The sequence below is a fragment of the Bacteroidia bacterium genome, assembly GCA_033391075.1.
GTDB lineage: Bacteria > Bacteroidota > Bacteroidia > J057 > J057 > JAWPMV01.
Genome location: JAWPMV010000001.1, coordinates 4736348 through 4756212, shown reverse-complemented (window position 1 = coordinate 4756212; position 19865 = coordinate 4736348). Strand labels below are relative to the sequence as shown.

Here is a 19865-nt window from a genome sequence, read left to right as displayed (position 1 = left end):
CGTTCAATAGGTTGTGGAGGCTATTTCGATCCATTTATAAAAAAAAAGAAGCCAGCATCTTGCATGGCTTCTTTTTTTGGATTAGACCTTATTTGTATATGCTATCCAAATTATTGGATGAAATGTGTTCTGGCTTTATAAGATTTGGTATCCAGTATCCATAGACCATTTTCTTCCCGGAATCCCAGATCTTTATAGTGTTCTTTCACCAGGGCGTTTTTCGGTGTGGCTAAGTACTCGCCGATGATCTTTGACTTGCCCAATTCTTCTGCTTTTTCGACCAGTTTATTCAGGACATACTTTTCTACATCTCTTTTCAAGACCCGACAACTCATGATCCAGGTATCGATAAAGAGTGCATCTGCTTGTATATCCAGGATCAAAAAACTGATCAATCCATATTCCCCAAACTTATCTTCCAATTTTATATAGAATCCCATTCGATTGTCAGCGGCGATGATATCCTTGATCTGTTGTTCGTCATATCGGATGGTGCGCAGGTTGAATTGATTGGATCTTTGACTCAGCTGGGCCAATCTCGGCACATGGAAACTGTCAAAGCCAGCAAACTTTCCTTTCATTTCCAGGCTTTGCAAATAATCAGCTATAGAACCGAAGTTTTGCTTGAGTTTGGCTCTATCTGCTTCTTCCTGGTATTTTTTGGTTCTACCGCTATCCTCATTTGAGAAGGAACTGCTTTCAAAAAGATTGAGTTCTTCTACAAAAGACAGGTAATGAGCGGGATCCTCTGGAAGTTCTGGTACCGTCACCTCTGGTAATTCACTTCTGACAAGATTTCTTTCGAAAGGATTATCATCCAGAAAGACCATGGAATCAAAGCCAATATTGAGGACCTGCTGAATGAAGCGAATATTGTCTGCCTTATTTTCCCAATTAGCTACAAAAACAGAAATGTCATCCAATCGGAGGACCATTTCGGGATGTTTCTCGAAAGGCTCTTTGGCCACGGATTCGGTATTCTTGCTGCAAATGGCCAGAATGATGCCTCTGTCCTTGAGTTGTTTGGCCCATTGCTGGAGTTCATTGAATGCTTTTCCAATACCTAAATCTCCAACTTGTATGCCTTCCAATCCATCGTCTCCAATGATGCCTCCCCAGCTGGTATTATCCAGATCAAGGATGAGGCATTTTTTGAATCTCCCATAAATGCTCAAAACGATATCCACCATGTTTCGGGCTAAGAGTGGTACAAAGTCCAGACTCTCCGGCATGCTGGCATTGATATAGGTCTTGGAATCATGGGCAAATTCCTGTCCTTTTAAGTGTTGGAGAGAAGCGACATCATTGATAAAAACATTGTCGTATTCCTGTGCAAGCTCCATCAGCTCGAAATTGAGTTTTCTCAATTGATAGGTCCAGGACTGCTGTACTTTATTGCCATAATTGCCAAAAACTCTATCCCTGATCTCCGGGAAATTGGAGATGATGATGCGGGAGGAAGTAGCTGCATTTATACTTTCTATGTAGTGTTTGAATTGGAAAATGCAATGTTTGGCGAAATCTCCTTTCTTTTCCAGTGGGGTCTTGCCAAATCTAGCCCTGAGTTTATAGCTGGTTTTATGAATAAAAACATAATCGGAATTATGCTGATAAAAATCTGAATCGGGATCATTTAGTTGAAGGTCTATCTGATCATAGTCTCCTTCATGTAATTGAATATCTATTTTCCTTTCGTAGCCATAGCCCCTGATAGCTTGGCCCAGTAGTTGGGTGGCAGCGTCTCCGAGTAGAGAAATTTTGATTTGAGGTAAAGACCCATGGTCTTTTTTCAAATTCTTTTTGAGGGTCTGGAAACTAAATGTACTTGTCATGTAATGTTCGATTTTCTATTGATGTGACAAGCTTAGCATTAAAGCCTAAAATCAAAAAGTACATTGATTGTAAAATATTACAAAAAAAATAAACATCTGTAATATTTATTTGCTTCTTGATTATTAATATCCTTCAAATTGCCTTTGTTTCGATGCAAAATCATTCAAACATGAACAAACAAGCCGTATTACAAGCTCTTAATGAAATTTATGTAGATGTTTTGGACAATGAGGAAATCGTTCTTTCGCCAGAAACGGTTGCAGAAGATATCGAGGAATGGGATTCATTGAGCCATATACAGCTAATCGTATCTGTAGAAAAGCATTTTAAACTTCAGTTTAAAACACAGGAAGTACAGGAATTCGCCAATGTAGGCTCTATTTGCGACGCCATTCTGGCAAGAGTGAATGCAGAACTTAGCTAATACTCTTTTTCCACTCTATCATTTATTCCCATCATCAACCCATGAGAGTCATCGAACAATTGGTCGAGGAGATTTCACATCTCGACGCTAAACATGCCAAAAAGCTCAAGCGCGAATTGAAAGAGCGCGACGAAGAATTCTTCTTACATGCAGATCGTTTTTATGATGCCTTTATGGATTTCTGGCAAAATCAGGAAATCCCGATGGATCATGTAGCTTCCTGCTATGTAAAGATGCGGGAGGATATGAATGAGCTATATAAAGACTTCGTAAAACATGAGCAGTATCCCAATACTTCTTTTGAAGCCGTAAATGAGGCCATCTACAACCAGCCAGAGATCATGGATTATCATATGCATGGACTTACGCTGGCTCAATTTCTATGGCCGGATCAGTATGAACGTTTTCATTTCTTCTCACGCTTTTTGGAAAGAGAGCAGCTTCCGATCAAGAAGTACCTGGAAGTTGGAGCAGGACATGGGCTTTACCTCTTAGAGGCTGTAAGAATCATTGGAAAAGAAACGAAATACGATGTAGTTGATATCAGTCCTACCTCTCTGGAGATGTCCAAAAGCCTCATTCAGGAAGAAGGAATCAACTTTTATTTACAAAATATCTTCGATATGAACCCGGAGGATAAGTATGGACTTATCACGATGGGAGAACTTATCGAACATTTGGAGGATCCGCTTTCTATGTTAGTGAAAGCTCGGAATCTTTTGACTGAGTCGGGGATGATCTATATGACAACTCCTGCCAATGCACCTATGATTGATCATATCTATCTGTTTAGAAATGCGGAGGAAATTCGGGATCTGGTTCGTGAAGCAGGTCTGGAAATAGTGGAAGAAACGCATATGTATACAGATAATATGTCGAAGGAGCTGGCAGAGCGTTTTAAATTACCCATGATGTATGCGGCCTTCCTGCGCAGGGCCTAGTGTATTAAGATTAGGATGATAGGGATGAAAAAGGCAGCGATGGGTCGTTGCCTTTTTCTGTTTGAATGAAATTTCTGGATAACTTAGGCTGCTAATTTCTATCCTCCATGAGAGATCTTTTTGATACCATTTCCTCTTACATTCCGCTGAATAAGGACCTCCGAGCAGCTCTTCAGGAGCGGATGGATACTCATTCTTTAAAGAAAGGGAGTCTTGTACATCATGCAGATCAGCTGTGTAAAAAGAGTTATTTTATTAGTTCAGGGATATTGCGTTTGTATTTTTTGAAAGATGGCAAAGAGGTAAGTGAGTTTTTCTGTAGTGAAAAAGAATGGATCAATTCGCCACGGAGCTTTATGATGCAGGAAATAGATGAATACTACATAGATGCCATTGAAGATACTGAAGCATATAGTCTGCATGTAGAAGACCTGATGTATTTATTTGAGCATTTCCCGGAAATGGAGCGTTATTCTCGTCTGGATATGGGAAGCATGTTCAGGCATATGTTTACCCGAATTGTTTCTTTGCGCTTTAGTTCTGCCAAAGAAAAGTACGATCACTTCGCAGAGAACTATTCCCATATACAACATCGAATTCCCCTGGGCATGATTGCTTCTTATCTGGGGATTGCAAGAGAGACTTTGAGCAGGATACGGCGGGGATAGGGGGAGAGGTTTACGTACAAGTACATTTTGTGACTTAGGTCAAAGGAAATGGGGACGAGCGAACATAATTTTGGGAATACCTTAATTATGTGCCCATGAAATTTCTGAAAAAATTGCTTCTGTTTGTTTTGCTTTTGCTTTGTGTCGGAATCGCATTTTTATTCCTTTACACCCCACCCATTCCTCAAAATCACGGAAAGCTTGATTGTGAATTTTTCCCCGCTTTTGGAGAAAGCCGGGCTTTGGTTGTAGGATTTGGAGGAGGAGAAGGAGGAAATGCCTGGGCAAGTGATTACTGGAAAGAAGTCAGGATGGATTTTCAGGAAAGAGGCTATGATTTCCTTGCGATCGGCTACTTTGGTATGGAAAACACCTCTGCCTATCTGGATCGGATTCCCCTGGATGCTATCTATGACAGCATCAAAACCTATAGGAGTGTACCTAAGATTGGCCTGATTGGTGGATCAAAAGGGGGAGAGCTGGTCCTGAATCTGGCCAGCCAATATCCAGAGATAAATGCAGTCGTGGCTATCGTTCCTGCTCATGTGAGTTTTCCAGCCCTTACTCCCTGGGCCAATACTTCGAGCTGGAGTTTTGAAGGAGAGGAAATTCCATTTTCGCCTGCTCCACTCAAGACCCTCAAACCTATGTTGGAAGGCGATCTGCATACTGCTTTCAGCTATATGTTGGAAGATCAGGAGGCCCTTGAAAAGAGTCGAATTCCGGCTGAAAAGATAGGAGGACCTATTTTGCTGATGGCTGCAGATCAGGATGAAATGTGGCCCTCAGCTTTGATGACGGAGGAATTGCAAAAACACCTGGAGGAACATCAATTCCCTTTCGAAGTAAAAAAGCTGATCTTTGAAGGAGGGCATGCAGAACCTCTGGAGCATTTTGATACGGTTTTTAATTTCCTGGACCCATATCTACTGGATAAACAGGATTGAATCATTCTTCCACAGATATGCATCATCTTAGTTGAGATTTAAATATCTTGCTTGCATGAGGGCAGATATTCCCAGCATATCTTTTCGACCGAATCCTGAAAATCTTCAGCTTGAAATTGTAAAAGTGGAGGAGCTTTTTTCCCGGAACCTGGATAGCTTAAACCATAACCCTCAAAAACCTCATCGTCCCGACTTCAACATAATATTGCTGCCTATGGAGGGGAAAGGGAAGCATATGGTAGATTTTCAGGAGTATCAAATAGAATCCGGAGATGTGCTAATGATAGCCAAAGGCCAGGTACATGCTTTTCAGGAGAACCCTGACTATGCGGGCTATTTGCTGTTATTTACAGAAGACTTTGTCCTCCATTACTTTTCTGAACAGACTTTGAAACTCCTGAGTCGCCTGTACAATTATCATATCAATTCTCCATTGCTCAAACATCAGACTTTTGGACAAAGCCTGCTCGATGAGATAAGCAAAGAACTAGAGCATGATTCAGATTTTGGCAAAAATCACATCCTTGCTGCTCTCTTATCTGTTTTTTTACTCAGGCTGGAGAGGGCAAATCTGGAGGTAGAAAAGACAAGTCAAAAACAAGGGCAATACGAGGTGTTCAACTCCTTTCGCTTACTGGTGGAAAAGGACTTTGATAAAACTCGAAATGGGCTGGATTATGCAGCTAAACTTTCCCTTTCCTACAAAAGCCTCAATAAGCTCTGTAAAAGCTTTACCAATAAGACAGCCAAGCAATTTATCGATGACTATCTCATGCTGGAAGCCCGGAGAAATCTGTTGGCTAGCAGTCTATCAATCAAAGAAATTTCTTATAAAATGGGATTTGATGAATTGAGCAATTTTGTAAAGTTCTTCAAGAAGCAGCTGTCAATTACCCCGCATATGTTTCGAGAGCAGAATTTATTCAAGGGGCAGGATTGACCTTTTTTTCGCCCACATTTACCTATTCATTTTCCCAGAGATTGCAGATTTTTGTTTCCTACAAGAAATTTGAATCAATTAATTATGGGCCAAAAACTCGAAAACGCAAAAAATCTGTACCTCGAGGGAATCAGAGATGGTAATTATAAAGAAGCCGTTTACAAATACACTGGCGACCGTTATACCCAGCATAGTACTGGGGTAAAAGACGGACAGGAAGGTTTCATCGAATTCTTTGGGGACTTTGTAAAAAGATGTCCAAAAAGGGATATCCAGATCATTCGTGGATGGGAAGATGGAAATAAAGTCTTTCTACAAGCTTACCAGAACATCAATGAGGGAGAAGCTGAATGGATAACCACAGACTTTTTTGATTATGATGAAAATGATAAGATTGTCGAGCACTGGGATGTGATTTCTGCTTATGTGCCAAAAACGCCTTCTGGTCATACTTCTATCGATGGAGCTACAGAAATTACAGACCTGGATAAGACTGAGGAGAATAAAAAACTGGTGGAAAACCTGATCAAGGATGCCTTAATGTCAGGCGGTGATCCGAGTAAGCTGGGGCAATATATTTCTACTGAAACCTATATACAGCATAACAAAGATGTCGCAGACGGCTTTCAGCATTTTTATGATTTGGCCAATGCTCCCAATCCTCCGCTCAGATATGAGGAGATTGTATTGTTAGTAGGGAAAGGAAACTTTGTATCCACTTTATGCAAAGCAAGATGGAAAGACGATAAAATAGATCAAGAATACGCTCAAGTAGATATTTTCAGAATTGAAAAAGGGAAAGTAGTCGAGCACTGGGACAATGTAGAACCCGTACCCGACAATCCTGTTAATGGCGGTAAGTTTTAGGAAATCCGCTTAGGAGACAGATTGAATTTCTCCTGCAGGTTCAACCCAATTGCCGTCCTCACGGATCAGGTCGATGAGTTTATCAACGGCATGTTCTGTGGGGACTCCTTTTTCAATGACCTCTTTTCCTCTGTATAAAGAGATTTTTCCCGGTCCAACTCCTACATATCCATAGTCGGCATCCGCCATTTCTCCTGGTCCATTTACTATGCAGCCCATAATACCGATTTTAACTCCTTTGAGGTGTTCGGTACGTTTCCGGATCCGCGCCGTAGTTTCTTGCAGATCGAAAAGAGTCCTTCCGCAAGAAGGGCAGGAGATATATTCTGTTTTGGTGATTCGTAGTCTAGCCAATTGCAGCATGCCAAAAGCTGTCCGGATGCGACAGCTATCTGCTTTCTCCATCCAAAGTCCCTCTACCAGTCCATCCACCAACAGGCTACTTCCATTGCTACTCAAAGCAAGCTGGGTTTTAGCTTCTTCATCTATGCGAACATGGGTCGGCAATTCATCATCACTATAGTAATCAAAACTAGCTGGCAAGCTCATTTTCAGGATAAAGGGAGCCTTCAGACCTGCTTCCATCAATCCATAGATCATTTGCCGCCAATCATAGGAAGGCAAGGGAGAATCTGAAGCCAATACAAAGGAGCAGTTCTCGTAGTTTTGTGCATTTTGGGCTACTTCCTTCCAATTCTCCGGTTTCAGTTGGATAAAATTGAGGCTTTCACTTGCCTCTGTTTTATTTGTCCAGGCTTTGGGAGACTCAAAGAAAGGAAAGTTTGTATCCCGATCTGCCAACATGCGCCAGGTATCAAAATCGTAGATGCGTTTTAATCCTCCTGGCAGTTCATAAGGGACTACTTGTGAACCCAGGTAGACATAATCGGAAGCAACATCTGAAAAATTGTACTTATCCAGGGCTTCTACATAGGTATAGCCAATCTCGGAAAGGGAAGAAGCTTCTTCACAATTGTGGCGAATATCAGCGACTACTCTTGGCACTTGTTTCGCACCCAGATTGACAACTTCAATACTTTCTCTTCTTTTGAATTCAAAGGGGTTGAATGGAAGGAGCAGGCCGCTTTCATCCATATCCTTAGTACGCAATTGCTGGGCTTGCTCTATGAAATGTTTCACAAGGAAATTTGCGACTGGCATTTCATGTTCTGGCTCTTCTGTAAGAGAAACCCTTACGGTATCTCCAATTCCATCCATCAACAAGGTCCCTATGCCGAGGGCAGACTTTATTCTACCATCTTCTCCTTCTCCAGCTTCTGTAACTCCGAGGTGCAGGGGATAGACATGTCCATTTTTCAGCATTTCCTCCATTAGCAGACGATATGCCTGTACCATTACCTGTGGATTGGAGGCTTTCATGGAAACTACCAGATTTCTATAGTTGTGGTCTTCGCAGATACGAATAAATTCGAGAGCAGACTCGACCATTCCTAAAGCAGTATCTCCGTAACGACTCATGATCCGATCTGAAAGGGAACCGTGATTGGTTCCGATTCGCATAGCGGTACCTTCTTCCTTACAAATCTTGACCAGGGGAGAGAAACGCTTATATATGCGATCCAGTTCATTTTGGTAACTGGCATCTGTATAGTCTATTTCGGCAAATTTCTTTTTATCCGCATAATTGCCTGGATTGACGCGTACTTTCTCCACAATCCGGGCAGCTATCTCTGCAGCATTTGGGGTAAAGTGGATATCTGCCACCAAAGGAACCTTGCAGCCTCTTTTGTGGAGTTCCTTTTTTATCTCAGCCAGATTGTGGGCTTCTTTTTTGCTGGGGGCAGTAATACGGACATATTCACATCCGGCTTCAACCATGCGCAGGCTTTGCTCAACGGTGCCAATCGTATCCATGGTATCGGTGGTGGTCATGGATTGAATGCGGATCGGATTATTTCCTCCTACTGGTACATGGCCTATCTGTACTTCGGAGGAAGGGATTCTTTGGTAAGAAAAGTGTTTGTGTGAATATGAATTTTTGCTCTGCATATTTTAAAGTTTGGACGGGGATAAATTTCAGGATTCTCCCTCGTTTATCCTAAGAACTAATAAAGGCGAAGATGGTTTTTAGATAGTATTTTCTATATAGACCTGTATTTTTTTGTGAGAACAGCCGATTTTTTCTCCCGTTTTCAGGAATTTTCCTTTGAAGGTAGAAAAGGTGGTGAAAATGAATTCTGATTACACATTTTTGCTGGTGAAAGAGACAATAGGGGAATCATTTGCTTTTTGATGGAGCAAAAGTGAGTAGAATTTGAGGTAAATCGGCTTTATTACCCCGTATGAGGGGATTACTTAGGTGAATGCATGGGAAATAGTATGTTATAATTCTGTGGAAAACGTTTGGTCATTGTGCGGGTATTATGATATTTTTGAAAATCAAATGCAAGAAAACTTAAGTTTGGCTTTGAAAAAGTGAAATTGCACGCGAAAAAACTGAAAACTCAAACTCGAAAAATCAAATTAGCGAAGTGAAAATTAAAAATGGGGCAGTAAAAAATAGAAATTGCTTATACCATTTTTGTAATTTGAGCCAGAAGCTGTTAAAAGATCTATAATTTCCTTTCTCAATCTCTGCTTACCGACCTTCATTACAAAAATTACCCAGGAGTTAAAAAAACTCAAACCTTATGGATTTATACAAAATAATCAGTCAGCTCACAGATGAAGAATTCGATGAGATTCACGGAAACTTTACCGCGAATAAGGCAGAAAAGAGTGCAGCTTTTCTGAGTATCATTCGTGAGAACCCTGAGACACCTGACAAACAGTTCTTAGACGAATTCGACATTTCCCCCTCTGCTTTCTATGTTCTTAAATCTCGTTTAAACCAGAAAATTGAGACCTTTCTCCTGAATAGAGTGGGAGATCCTAATCTGCATGTAATGCGGAGGGTTTTGAATGTAAATGACCTGGTTTTTAATAATCCTCGTGAAATTTCAGTTGCAGCTTTGAGAAAGTTGGAAAAAGAATTGCTGAAATTTGACTTTCCTTACGGTTTGATGATCGTATATAAGGAACTACAGAATCTTCATGCCTTTGATGAAAACCACACTTATTATAAGAGTCGTTACAATCAGCAGGTAGCTTATGCTGTAGCCATGGATAAGGCGGTTGATCTCGTTGTATCCTTTTTCCGATCCTTTGATTCCTTCCACCTCAGTCGCAAAGACAAGGATCATGTTGACATGATTCGTACGATGGAGAAGATAGACAACCTGACCAATCTGTACGAATCACACAGGCTGTACATCTTTAAGTGTATTGTACACATCTTCGCGAAATTATTCATTGAAATTCCAGAAACGATTCGCTGCGAAGTAGAAGATCTGGAGTCCATGTTCGAAAAATCTTTCGAAATTTTGGGCGAATACAAGGATGATGCCTTCTATTTGAACATCAACATCCTGTTCAACTTCCTGCGTTACGTTTATTATGATAACAATCAGATTCGCGACAAGTCCAAAATCTTCTTCGAAACTTTGGATTTCAAAATCGAGGAGTTGATGACTCGTTATCACTTCAACGCCAATACTTCTCTCTTCCTATCGCGTAAGCTGCGTTACCACCAGCGCAACAATACCATTGATCAATTGATCAAGGATGTAGAGAACTATATTTCCAAAATCGAAATTGAGCCTTATCGCATCTCTTTCTTTGTGAACTATCACATGTTCATGGCTAACTCTTATTTCATAGCCAAGGACTACAGAAAAGCTTCAAGAATCCTCTATAATATGAGAAATGAAGTGAATCTGAGAAAACTCGTTCATGTGGACCTCGAGGTGAAATTCTTCCTGGCACTTACCTATGTATGTATGGAAGACTTCGATCTGGCCAACCAGTTGATCCTGAGTTTGCAGCGTCAGCTTCGTAAGAGCACCATGGCTCGTTACGAACATGCCAAGATTTTACTCAAGATTTTAAGTGTTGCCTTAGGTGGAAAACCCAGAACACGTACAAAAAACCTCCGCATCAATATTGAGAAGTGGAAAGAACTGAATGTAGGCAGATATGCTATGTTGACAGACATAGATCTGGAGACGGTTTTTTTACGTGAGGAGACCAGTACACTGGTTATGTAATCAGATAACAGACGAACAGTATATGATAAAGATCCTCCGCCTTTTGCGGGGGATTTTTTGTACCCCTTCGCCCCTGTCTCCCTTTCCCTCGAGGAAGGGAAGGCGCTGCAGACCAATGGATAATTTGTTTTCACTCCCTCACCATGTCCCATTTTAAGGGGACGGTCGGAGAAAAGGGGTTAGTGATCGAGTGGACTGAAAGGCGAGCTTAGGGAGGAAATAGGAGGATGCGAAGGTTCGCTGGGTGTTTTGAACCCCTCCGCGCTAGCAAATCTCCCCTTTTTCGTTGAAAAATTGGAGGGACGCGACTCCAAGTTCATTCAAATTGTCGTATGTGGCTTGTTTCCTGTATTCTGCGCAAAAAGGGAAACGGGGCTTGTATGGAAGGGTTTAAGGGGACTTTTGGCGAAAAGGGGTCAAGAATCGAATGGGCTGTTAGGCTTGCTTAGAATAGAACGCTAGGGAGCGAGTCTTTGCTTTGTGTTGTTTGACCCCTCCGTGCATTCCAGCTTCATTCAAATTGCCGTATGTGGCTTGTATCCCTTATTCTGAGCAAAAAGGGAAACGGGGCTTGTGTGGAAGGGTTTAGGGAGGTCTTAGGCGAAAAGGGGTACAAAAAAACATGCCTCACCTAAATGAAGCATGTTCCCCAGGAAATTCCTGTATGTGTGTTATAACTAAACCGTAATCGCCTCGAGATAACGAGCGTTCAGCGGCTTATTCAGATATTTCTTAACGTACTTGCTACTTGCAGCACGGTCAATATCCTTAGGACTAATAGAGGAAGAAAGCATGATGATCTTACACTTTTCCAACACTGTCTCAGAGAACTTTTCGAAATCTTCGAGAAATTGGAACCCGTCCATGATAGGCATGTTGATGTCTAGAAAGACGATCTCAGGAAGGACATCTTCATCGTTCTGATTCGTGTTTAGAAAGTCTAACGCTTCCTGACCGGTCTGGAATACAAGGATGTTGTCAGCGAAACTGTTGGCTTCGATGATCTTTTCATTGATAATATTATCAATCTCATTATCATCGATCAACATTACGCTTTTATAGGTGGCCATATTGTCCATAGAATTTGGGTTACTCACAGGGTAAAGTTTGGAAATTCAGGCTAAACATCAAACTTTCTGAGGCAATTCTAAGCTCCTCTCCAGAGCAGCCCATGTAAGAAATTTGCCATTATAGTAATCAGTTTGAAATACTTAACTTTTTCGTTTGTATTCCTACTAAAACCAATTTAGGTGCCAAAATGTCCCTATTTGGGTGAATCATTCCACAATACCTGAAATAGGGACAGTACCAAAAAGGAGATTCCAGCATAGTTCATTTTTATGCTGGAATCTAAGCCTGTAAATTTTTTCGAAAAAATGTAGATTTTTGGCTTTCGCAAGAAGAGGGTTTTAGCCAAAATATGTCTCAGAATGACAGAATGGCCTAAAAAGGGAGGTCGTCATCGTCTTCCATTTGCGTTACGTCCAGTGCATCCGGTACGGGAGGAGGAGGAGTGTCAGCTGGAGCACCGGCAGCTGGCTGAGCAGCTTGCACAGGATTCACTCTCCATGCATCCAGGCTATTGAAATATTTTGTCTCTCCCTGAGGACTTGTCCACTCTCTTCCTCTTAGATCAAATTCCACAGTAATCATGCTACCTACCTGATAGGGCTCGATCAAATCACATTTATCCTGTACCAATTGAAATAAAACGTACTGAGGGTACATGGGATTGTCCGCGTACTCGATTACAAATTCACGCTTTCTGAAACGTTCGGATACCTGCTTGGTATCATTTTTTACATGAAGTTTACCTTGTATAGTCATGTGGGTGGCTTAAAGATTAGATGTGCAAATCTAGTTCAGAAAATTCAAATTTCAATGAATTATTCTTCAGAAGAATCAAAGGGCTTAAGTTCCCCCTTGATCAATTGCTGAATTTCCAATTCGGCTCCATTCAGGTAGTCGCGGCACTCCTTGATCAATTTGTTTCCCTCTTTGAAGAGAGTGACCTGCTGATCGAAATCTGAAACGCCTTTTTGCATTTTTTCTACCAGAATTCGCAGAGATTCCAGTTTATCTTCCAATGAAAATTTTTCCTGATCCATAGTTTGGTTTTCAAGTACAAATATCGGAATTGCCGATTGCTTCTCAAACTTTTCGTTCCTATACCTTCCTGTAAATATTTATGATTGATTTTTGGGGTTTCTTTCCACCTTTTTAGAAAAGGTGGAGCAAAAATCGCAGCGCCAAGAACCAGCCGCACTCTCCGCCCCATTTCCCGATTGGCGCTGCCAGGCCTTCGCGCCTGGGTAGGGGCAGGGTAGATTCGGGATTAATTGCCGCTGATAGCAATCAGCGTCTACGGCAATCGGATTCACGTAAAGAAAAGAAGAAGAAACACAAAAAGGGAAATCAATTTTAATTTAAAGCAAGAAGGAAAAACAAAGTCAAAAACAAGAATCCCAAATAATCTACCCCCAAAAGCAAGAAAATAGCGGTTTGTGAATAAATTTCAACGGTTCGAAATCATTTCGTTACAGATTCCTGAAACTTTTATACTTTCGAACTCCTACCCATTACAAACCGGGTGTTAAACAAAATTGCGTTTTTCATAACATTCTGGTATATCACCGTACATAAAATTATTAAGCCGATTGTAAAACCTTAACTTTGTTCTCATCACAAAGGAGATTTATGCATAACAAAAACCACTATATCATCATCATGGCCGGCGGGATCGGATCGAGATTTTGGCCCATGAGTCGCTCTAGCTTTCCTAAACAATTTCACGACATTCTCGGAAGAGGTAAAACACTGATTCAAGAAACATTTGCACGATTTGCAGCCTTCGTCCCCGAAGAAAATATCTATGTAGTTACGAATGAAAGGTATTACGATCTGGTAAAAGCCCAGTTGCCTTCTATGACTGATGACCAGATTTTGCTGGAACCTGTGGGAAGGAATACGGCACCTTGTGTTGCCTATGCCTGTTTTAAAATTAATAGTCAGAATCCTGATGCTGTTTTTGTAGTAGCTCCTTCGGATCATCTGATTGCTAAAGAAGACGTTTTTCAACAAAATATAGAGCTCGGATTGAATGCATGTGCTGATGAGGAAATCATCATGACCCTTGGCATTACACCGACGCGCCCGGATACGGGATATGGATATATCCAGTACCTTGAAGATTCAGAAAACAAGGGCTACCATAAAGTGAAAACTTTTACCGAAAAGCCGAATCTGGAAGTTGCCAAGTCCTTTTTGGAAAGTGGTGACTTTGTTTGGAATGGAGGAATCTTTCTATTTTCCGCTAAAACGATCACCCAGGCTTTCCAGAAATTTCTTCCGGATATGGCTGATCAGTTTACAGAGCTCGAACCTTCTTATTATACGGAAAAGGAGCAGGAAGCTGTAAACGAAACCTATGCCGTTTGTAAAAATATCTCTATTGACTACGGCATCATGGAGAAAGCAGAAAATGTGTATACAGTCCCTACGGACTTTGGATGGAGTGATCTGGGTACCTGGGGCTCTGTTCATGATAATACAGAAAAAGACTACCATAACAATGCAGTACAGGGCGAAGCTATCGTCTATGACTCATTGAACAATATGATCAAGACCACCCATCCCGATAAACTCGTTGTAGTAAAAGGATTGGAGGGCTATATCATCGTTGATACAGAGGATGCTTTACTGATTTGTAAGAAAGAGGAAGAACAATTCATCAAACAAATAGTAGGCGATCTCAAAGGGGATAAAGATGGGAAGTATGTATAGTCGGGATTTTTATGCAAGCAAAACTTGAGTTTTTGCAATCCCTCGCCCGTATGGCCGGTTCGATTATGCTTCGATACTGGGGGGGTGAAATACATGCTTTTCCCAAACCAGATGGCAGCATAGTTACGGAAGTTGATCTGGAGATAAGCAGAAGAGTCTGCGAGAAGATTCAGAAAAAATATCCCGATTGCAGCCTACTCACCGAAGAAACCCGGGGTAAACTCCTCTATCCTCAACGCTGTGGCTTTATTGTTGATGAATTAGATGGAACCCACGGGTATTTTCGGGGAAAGTCCGGTTTTACTTTTCAATGTGCGTATTACGAACAATTTGACCAGCTCAAGATAGGAGTGGTTTATGACCCCTTGCGGGATGTCATGGTATATAGCATAAAGGGAGAAGGGGTATACTGGCAAACCCAAAGCCAAAAGCATCACATTTTGTCCTTGCCTAAGAAAGACTGGGGCGAATTGAAATATGCGAACCATCGCCGATATATGACCGGCACCCTGAGACGTATGTATGACAGCTTAGGGGCAAAAGAAAGTCAGATTATCCCTACAGGTGGGATTGGTTCCAAGTGTATTGATTTTGTTGAGGGGAAAGTCGATGTGCTTATCTCTCTCAATCGTTCCATCGGAGCCTGGGATTGGGCACCGGGAAAAGTAATCCTCGAAGAACTGGGGTTAAAACTTTGCCATTTGACGGGCGAAGAATTGCAAATCAACAAAGACGATGAAGGCTTTGGCTACCTGGTTTGTGCTCCTGAACATTATTCGGAGCTGATTGAGAAGCTGGATTGGATCATCACCAAAGTAAAACCTAGAGATAGATCAACATTCCCGCCAACACAGCTGTAATAAAGGCAGCGATCGTACCTCCTACCATCGATTTTACTCCTAACTCTGAAAGCGTTTTTCGCTGATTGGGCGCAAGTGCTCCGATTCCTCCAATCTGAATTCCGATTGAGGCAAAGTTGGCAAATCCACAAAGAGCATAGGTGGCTATGATCAAGGATTTATAATGGACGATCTGACCCGCAGCTTTCATTTCCCCTAGAGATGCATAGGCCACAAATTCACTGGCTATGGTTTTTTCTCCGAAAAGCTGACCGATCACCATGATATCATCTGTAGGAACACCTACAACCCAGGCAATAGGGGCCAGAAAGAGGCCAAATACATATTCCAAACTAAAGGCCTGGAACTTGCCATCCGTAGAAGAAGCTACCCATTCATTAAGTCCGGTATAGTATCCAATCACATCTGCAAATAGGAAGTTGACGGCCTTGATCATAGCTATAAATACCAGTAGCATAACTGCCACATTCACCGCCAATTTCAATCCATCTGTCGCTCCATTGGTGATTGCATCCAGAATATTATTTCCTATTCTGTCTTTGGGAATCATGAGGTCTCTATTGATCTCCTCTGTTTCCGGAACCAGCATCTTGGCTGCTACTAAAGCGGCTGGTGCAGACATAATAGATGCCGTTAGCAGATGTCGAGCAAATTCCAGTTGTTGTTCGGGATCAGCCCCTCCCAGGTATCCAATATAGGCTCCGAATACACTACCTGCGATAGTAGCCATTCCCCCCGTCATCAAAGACATGATTTCCGAACGGGTCATTTTTGCGAGATAAGGCTTTACCAATAAAGGTGCCTCTGTCTGACCAATGAAGATATTTCCCGCTGCGGCTGTACTTTCTGCTCCTGACAATCTCATGGTCTTACTCATGATTACCGCAAAAAGATATACAATGCGTTGAAGGATGCCTAGATAGTAAAGTAAAGAGGTTAAAGCCGAAAAGAATATGATGATTGGTAAGACCTGAAAAGCAAAGATGTAGCCGGATTTGGGAATGTCAACTAAATCCAGGAATAGGAAACTGGAGCCTGCCTGGGTAAAGTTCAATACGGTTACAAATATATCTGCTACATAGCGGAAGAGGTCATTGACAAATGGAACTTTAAGCAAAAGGGCAAAGACCAATTGCAGTCCTATACCGGCAGCGACCAGTTTCCAGTCTATCTTCTTTCGGTTACTACTAAAGAGCCAGCAAATTCCCAGCAGGATAAAAATTCCAAATATGCCTCTGAGGATATCGAGGAAAGAAAATTCTGATTGTATGAAAGTAGCTCTCCCCCCCAGTTTGATTTCAAGTGTACTGCTTGTAAGGATGGGATTTGTACGTTCATCAAAACTCAGGGCAAAATGTTGGCTACGTCTTTTTGAATTGAGGCCGGATACATCCTGTCTGGCAATCTCTTGTCCTTCTTTAAAGAAGATCAGGCTGGGCTCATTGGCCTGAGCTTGATAAACGAGTGAATCTATTCCACTTACAATAGGGATCAATTCGTAATAAAGGTGAAGGCTATCTCCGCTTAATTCCCATTTCCCACTTTCTACAGTACTATCAGCAACAATTTCCAAACTGAAACTTCCATCTTCCTTCAGGCTCAAATAATCTTCAAGTCCAATCTTTTTGGAAGAGCTGGAATTTGCTTCATCATAGGATATAATTTTCCAGTCAAAGATCAGATCCGGATTGGCCTGAGCTTTGAGATCAGATGAAGAGAGTAGTAGGAATAAACCTGCTAGAAAATAGATATAGTGCCTGGGATTCATAGTAGCTTTCAATAGTGAATGCCTTTAACAAAAATGGCTATCCACAAGAGGAAAGCCAAAATCCCTTAAAGCTAGTACTTTCTAGGCAAATTTCGAATCCTCGCAGTGCTTTATCAGAAAATATCTTCCGGGGACTATGTATCCGATGGCTTTTTGCCCTTTTTGATATTTTCCGCACGTTCTTTCAGGATTTTCCTGACCTTTTCATGCGAAATTGATTTGATGATCCCTTCAGCCTCAGCCTTTTTGGCAATGGCCCTCAGGCTCAGGTGTTGTTCTTGCTCATGAATCTCCACGATTTTCTGTTTTACGGATTCAGGAATGCTAGCTTTTCGTCCTTTGGGTTTGTGTCCAATAACGGTTTGCTCCCATCCTCTTTGGAAGTACTTATTGCGTACTTGCCAGATTGTTGAGCTGGATACCTTCAATTTCTTCTGAATCTTTCGGGGACCGAGGCCCTCATCCAGCAGGAGTAGAATGTGAATTCTGTTCCTGGTGCGGATTCCTAATCCCCGTTTTCGACGCATGGCGATTAAACCAGAGCGTTCTTCCTCCTTGAGTAAATTTCCTTGTAGCGTTTCCGACATGGTGCCTCATTTTTGCCGAGACTGGTTCACTGATCGATTCCTTGAGTCAATAAATAGTTCATGCTGGGTTGTGCCCAGTCCGGTTATTTTTAATGATTTCCAATTTGAAGGCAAAATAGGATTTTTCTGGATAAGTCCATCATCTGAAAGCACTAAACCTGCAAATCCAAATAAGATTAGCTAAAGTATGCCTTTTGTATCTAGGCCAAAGGGGGAGTATGATGCTGGATAGACATTCTTAGGGCTCCAAATGGCTCTCTTTTAGGAATCTGTGAGGATTCTTGAACATATTTGGAGAATTTTTTTACCTCTGGCTCATACCGCTATATACCTGCAATAAGCGATTTACTCTGAGTCAAAGCTTGATTTGACCCTTTGAGTAGATGGTAGTTCAGGACTTCCAAAAGACCGGTTTCTTCTTGATATGATCAGGGAGATATGCCATTAAATTGACATCAGCTTGTTTAATCTTGTTTGACAATGACTCTTTTTCTTCCTTGCCAAATCCATATTAATACTGATGCATAGAGAGCTAAGCCATGAGTACAGGCTGTGCGGGATTGGCTTTTATTTTGCGGGCTTCTGCTGATTTGTATGTGTATTTCCGGCTGAAATGTGCAGCTCCATTCGGAAATAGGGAATCATCTTCGGCCGGGTGAAAAGTTGTACAAAATTCGACTTTGGTTTAGGCAAGTCAATATTTTTAAATTTTGTTGAAAGATTGGCCTTTTGCAAGCAATGCCAGATCCTTAGGAAATGGCTTTTTTACCCTTCGAATTTTTACCTGGAATTCGGACATAAAAAAACCGGTATCCCGAAGAATACCGGTTTCAATTTCAAACATAAGTACTAAATTTCTTTGAGAATCTTATAGACTTCTCTATGTCTTGGACTGGTGATTGAGAGGTAGTACACACCCTCTGCCCAGTCTGTAACGTCAATGTTTAGTTCTCCTTCAATCTCGGAGCTGGTCGTATCATACATCTTTTGTCCCAATGCATTTACTACCTCAATACTCAAGGATTGTCTTACTATGCTGGAAAAGCGGATAGAAAGTTTATCGTTGAAAGGGTTGGGGTAGCCAATGATGGATAAAGGATTATCACTTGAGATACCTAGTTCGACCGTAGGACTGTATTCAAATGTACCATCATAATCTACCTGACGAAGACGGTAAAAAAGCTTGTTGAAACCCAGGCTTCCTACCCCTCTGTCTAAATATGAATAGGTGCTGACTGATTGCGTATTTCCTTTTCCAGGAGTTGAACCAATAAGTTCGAATGTTTGCCCATCAACAGATCTTTCGATTTCAAAATTCTTATTGTTGATCTCAGTAGCAGTTGCCCAATTAAGAACAGCATCTCCACCTTCCTGCTCAGCTGTGAAGTCCAGCCATTCAACCGGAAAAACAGCTCCATTCCAGTTTACCATAGAACCAGGATTAAGCAGGGTAGCTTCATCATCCAGGAATACGATACTTCCAAATCTCCCTGAAGTAATCCAGGTCAATTCCATGACCGCACCCAGATCTACAGCTGTAAAGCATATAGTTGCAATTTTTGTGTCGGTATTACCAATAGCCAATGAGTTTGCTGCACTGTTAAGCACAACATTGAAAGCAGCTACTCCATCAGAAGGAGTCGTAAGGGTCGGAGTGGAATAACCACCCGCTCCTGTGAGCTCTTCTGTACTAATGGTAGGACTTGAGAGATTAGTTTTGTCGAAAGTAAAATAAAGGTTGCTGGTTCCCAATCCATCTGCAGCATCGAAGGACATATAAATATCCACACAGAACTGGCCACCTGAGGTAGTACCATTCAGGAAGCTAAGATTGTAAACCGTTTGACCAAAAAGACTACTTGAAGCTAGGAGAAATCCGAATATAAGGGGTAGAATTCGATTCATTATCTTTTTTTTCAAATACCGGGAGGTATCTTACAAGTATCAATTGCGTATTATGATGTTAAGGATACCCCGGTAGATCAATTATCCCATATTAACTGCATAAAAGTACTGGGATTTCTTCACTTTTTGGAAAAATCTAACACGAAAGGGCGATATATAGGGATAAACGGTTCTCTTTGGCTAGTGGGGATATTTTAAAGTTTCGTACTAGATTTTTGCCTGGAGAATATGCGAGG

The 19865-nt window shown here is 41.5% G+C and carries 17 protein-coding genes; 9 read left to right on the top strand and 8 right to left on the bottom strand.

Annotated features, from left to right (window positions below):
• Positions 1-110: 110 nt before the first annotated feature.
• Entirely contained in the window at positions 111-1832 is a 1722-nt protein-coding gene (locus R8P61_18900) for an HAD-IIIC family phosphatase (GenBank protein MDW3649145.1), read from the bottom strand.
• 170 nt (positions 1833-2002) lie between these two features.
• Here R8P61_18900 and R8P61_18895 point away from each other — a divergent pair, with 170 nt between their 5' ends.
• From R8P61_18895 to R8P61_18870, 6 genes are all read left to right on the top strand, one after another.
• Positions 2003-2257, top strand: coding sequence for an acyl carrier protein (locus R8P61_18895; protein ID MDW3649144.1), 255 nt, complete (start codon positions 2003-2005; stop codon positions 2255-2257).
• A 41-nt stretch (positions 2258-2298) separates the two neighbouring features.
• Complete coding sequence (locus R8P61_18890; protein ID MDW3649143.1) at positions 2299-3198, top strand: class I SAM-dependent methyltransferase; 900 nt, start codon at positions 2299-2301, stop codon at positions 3196-3198.
• A gap of 107 nt (positions 3199-3305) precedes the next feature.
• On the top strand, positions 3306-3866 hold the full coding sequence (locus R8P61_18885; GenBank protein MDW3649142.1) for a Crp/Fnr family transcriptional regulator: 561 nt from the start codon (positions 3306-3308) through the stop codon (positions 3864-3866).
• Positions 3867-3961: 95 nt separating this feature from the next.
• Positions 3962-4813 (top strand): alpha/beta fold hydrolase, encoded by an 852-nt coding sequence (locus R8P61_18880; protein MDW3649141.1) that lies wholly within the window; start codon positions 3962-3964, stop codon positions 4811-4813.
• A gap of 55 nt (positions 4814-4868) precedes the next feature.
• The gene (locus tag R8P61_18875; GenBank protein MDW3649140.1) at positions 4869-5753 is read left to right on the top strand and encodes a helix-turn-helix transcriptional regulator; all 885 of its coding nucleotides are present in this window, start codon (positions 4869-4871) and stop codon (positions 5751-5753) included.
• 84 nt (positions 5754-5837) lie between these two features.
• Complete coding sequence (locus R8P61_18870; GenBank protein MDW3649139.1) at positions 5838-6620, top strand: hypothetical protein; 783 nt, start codon at positions 5838-5840, stop codon at positions 6618-6620.
• 9 nt (positions 6621-6629) lie between these two features.
• Here the strand turns inward: R8P61_18870 and ispG are convergent, their stop codons facing one another.
• Positions 6630-8630, bottom strand: coding sequence for a (E)-4-hydroxy-3-methylbut-2-enyl-diphosphate synthase (ispG, locus tag R8P61_18865; protein MDW3649138.1), 2001 nt, complete (start codon positions 8628-8630; stop codon positions 6630-6632).
• A gap of 641 nt (positions 8631-9271) precedes the next feature.
• On the opposite strand from ispG, the gene R8P61_18860 reads away from it, so the two are divergent.
• A complete protein-coding gene (locus R8P61_18860; GenBank protein MDW3649137.1) occupies positions 9272-10726 on the top strand; it encodes a hypothetical protein in 1455 nt (484 codons plus the stop codon).
• A 677-nt stretch (positions 10727-11403) separates the two neighbouring features.
• Here the strand turns inward: R8P61_18860 and R8P61_18855 are convergent.
• The 3 genes from R8P61_18855 to xseB all read right to left on the bottom strand — a co-directional run bounded on the left by R8P61_18855 (position 11404) and on the right by xseB (position 12834).
• The gene (locus tag R8P61_18855; protein MDW3649136.1) at positions 11404-11823 is read right to left on the bottom strand and encodes a response regulator; all 420 of its coding nucleotides are present in this window, start codon (positions 11821-11823) and stop codon (positions 11404-11406) included.
• A gap of 346 nt (positions 11824-12169) precedes the next feature.
• The gene (locus tag R8P61_18850) at positions 12170-12553 is read right to left on the bottom strand and encodes a DUF3127 domain-containing protein (protein MDW3649135.1); all 384 of its coding nucleotides are present in this window, start codon (positions 12551-12553) and stop codon (positions 12170-12172) included.
• 59 nt (positions 12554-12612) lie between these two features.
• Positions 12613-12834 carry an exodeoxyribonuclease VII small subunit gene (gene xseB / locus R8P61_18845; GenBank protein ID MDW3649134.1) on the bottom strand — a complete coding sequence of 74 codons (222 nt, stop codon included), beginning with the start codon at positions 12832-12834 and terminating at the stop codon, positions 12613-12615.
• 589 nt (positions 12835-13423) lie between these two features.
• Here xseB and R8P61_18840 point away from each other — a divergent pair.
• Together R8P61_18840 and R8P61_18835 are read left to right on the top strand one after the other, a co-directional pair.
• Complete coding sequence (locus R8P61_18840; GenBank protein ID MDW3649133.1) at positions 13424-14509, top strand: mannose-1-phosphate guanylyltransferase; 1086 nt, start codon at positions 13424-13426, stop codon at positions 14507-14509.
• 11 nt (positions 14510-14520) lie between these two features.
• Positions 14521-15369 (top strand): inositol monophosphatase family protein, encoded by an 849-nt coding sequence (locus R8P61_18835; GenBank protein ID MDW3649132.1) that lies wholly within the window; start codon positions 14521-14523, stop codon positions 15367-15369.
• On the opposite strand, the gene R8P61_18830 is transcribed toward R8P61_18835, so the two are convergent.
• The 3 genes from R8P61_18830 to R8P61_18820 all read right to left on the bottom strand — a co-directional run bounded on the left by R8P61_18830 (position 15332) and on the right by R8P61_18820 (position 19629).
• Positions 15332-17137 (bottom strand): nucleoside transporter C-terminal domain-containing protein, encoded by a 1806-nt coding sequence (locus R8P61_18830; GenBank protein MDW3649131.1) that lies wholly within the window; start codon positions 17135-17137, stop codon positions 15332-15334. The genes R8P61_18835 and R8P61_18830 overlap by 38 nt on opposite strands.
• Positions 17138-17271: 134 nt before the next feature.
• Positions 17272-17724, bottom strand: coding sequence for a helix-turn-helix domain-containing protein (locus R8P61_18825; protein ID MDW3649130.1), 453 nt, complete (start codon positions 17722-17724; stop codon positions 17272-17274).
• Positions 17725-18573: 849 nt separating this feature from the next.
• A complete protein-coding gene (locus R8P61_18820) occupies positions 18574-19629 on the bottom strand; it encodes a T9SS type A sorting domain-containing protein (protein MDW3649129.1) in 1056 nt (351 codons plus the stop codon).
• Between the last annotated feature and the right edge of the window lie 236 nt (positions 19630-19865).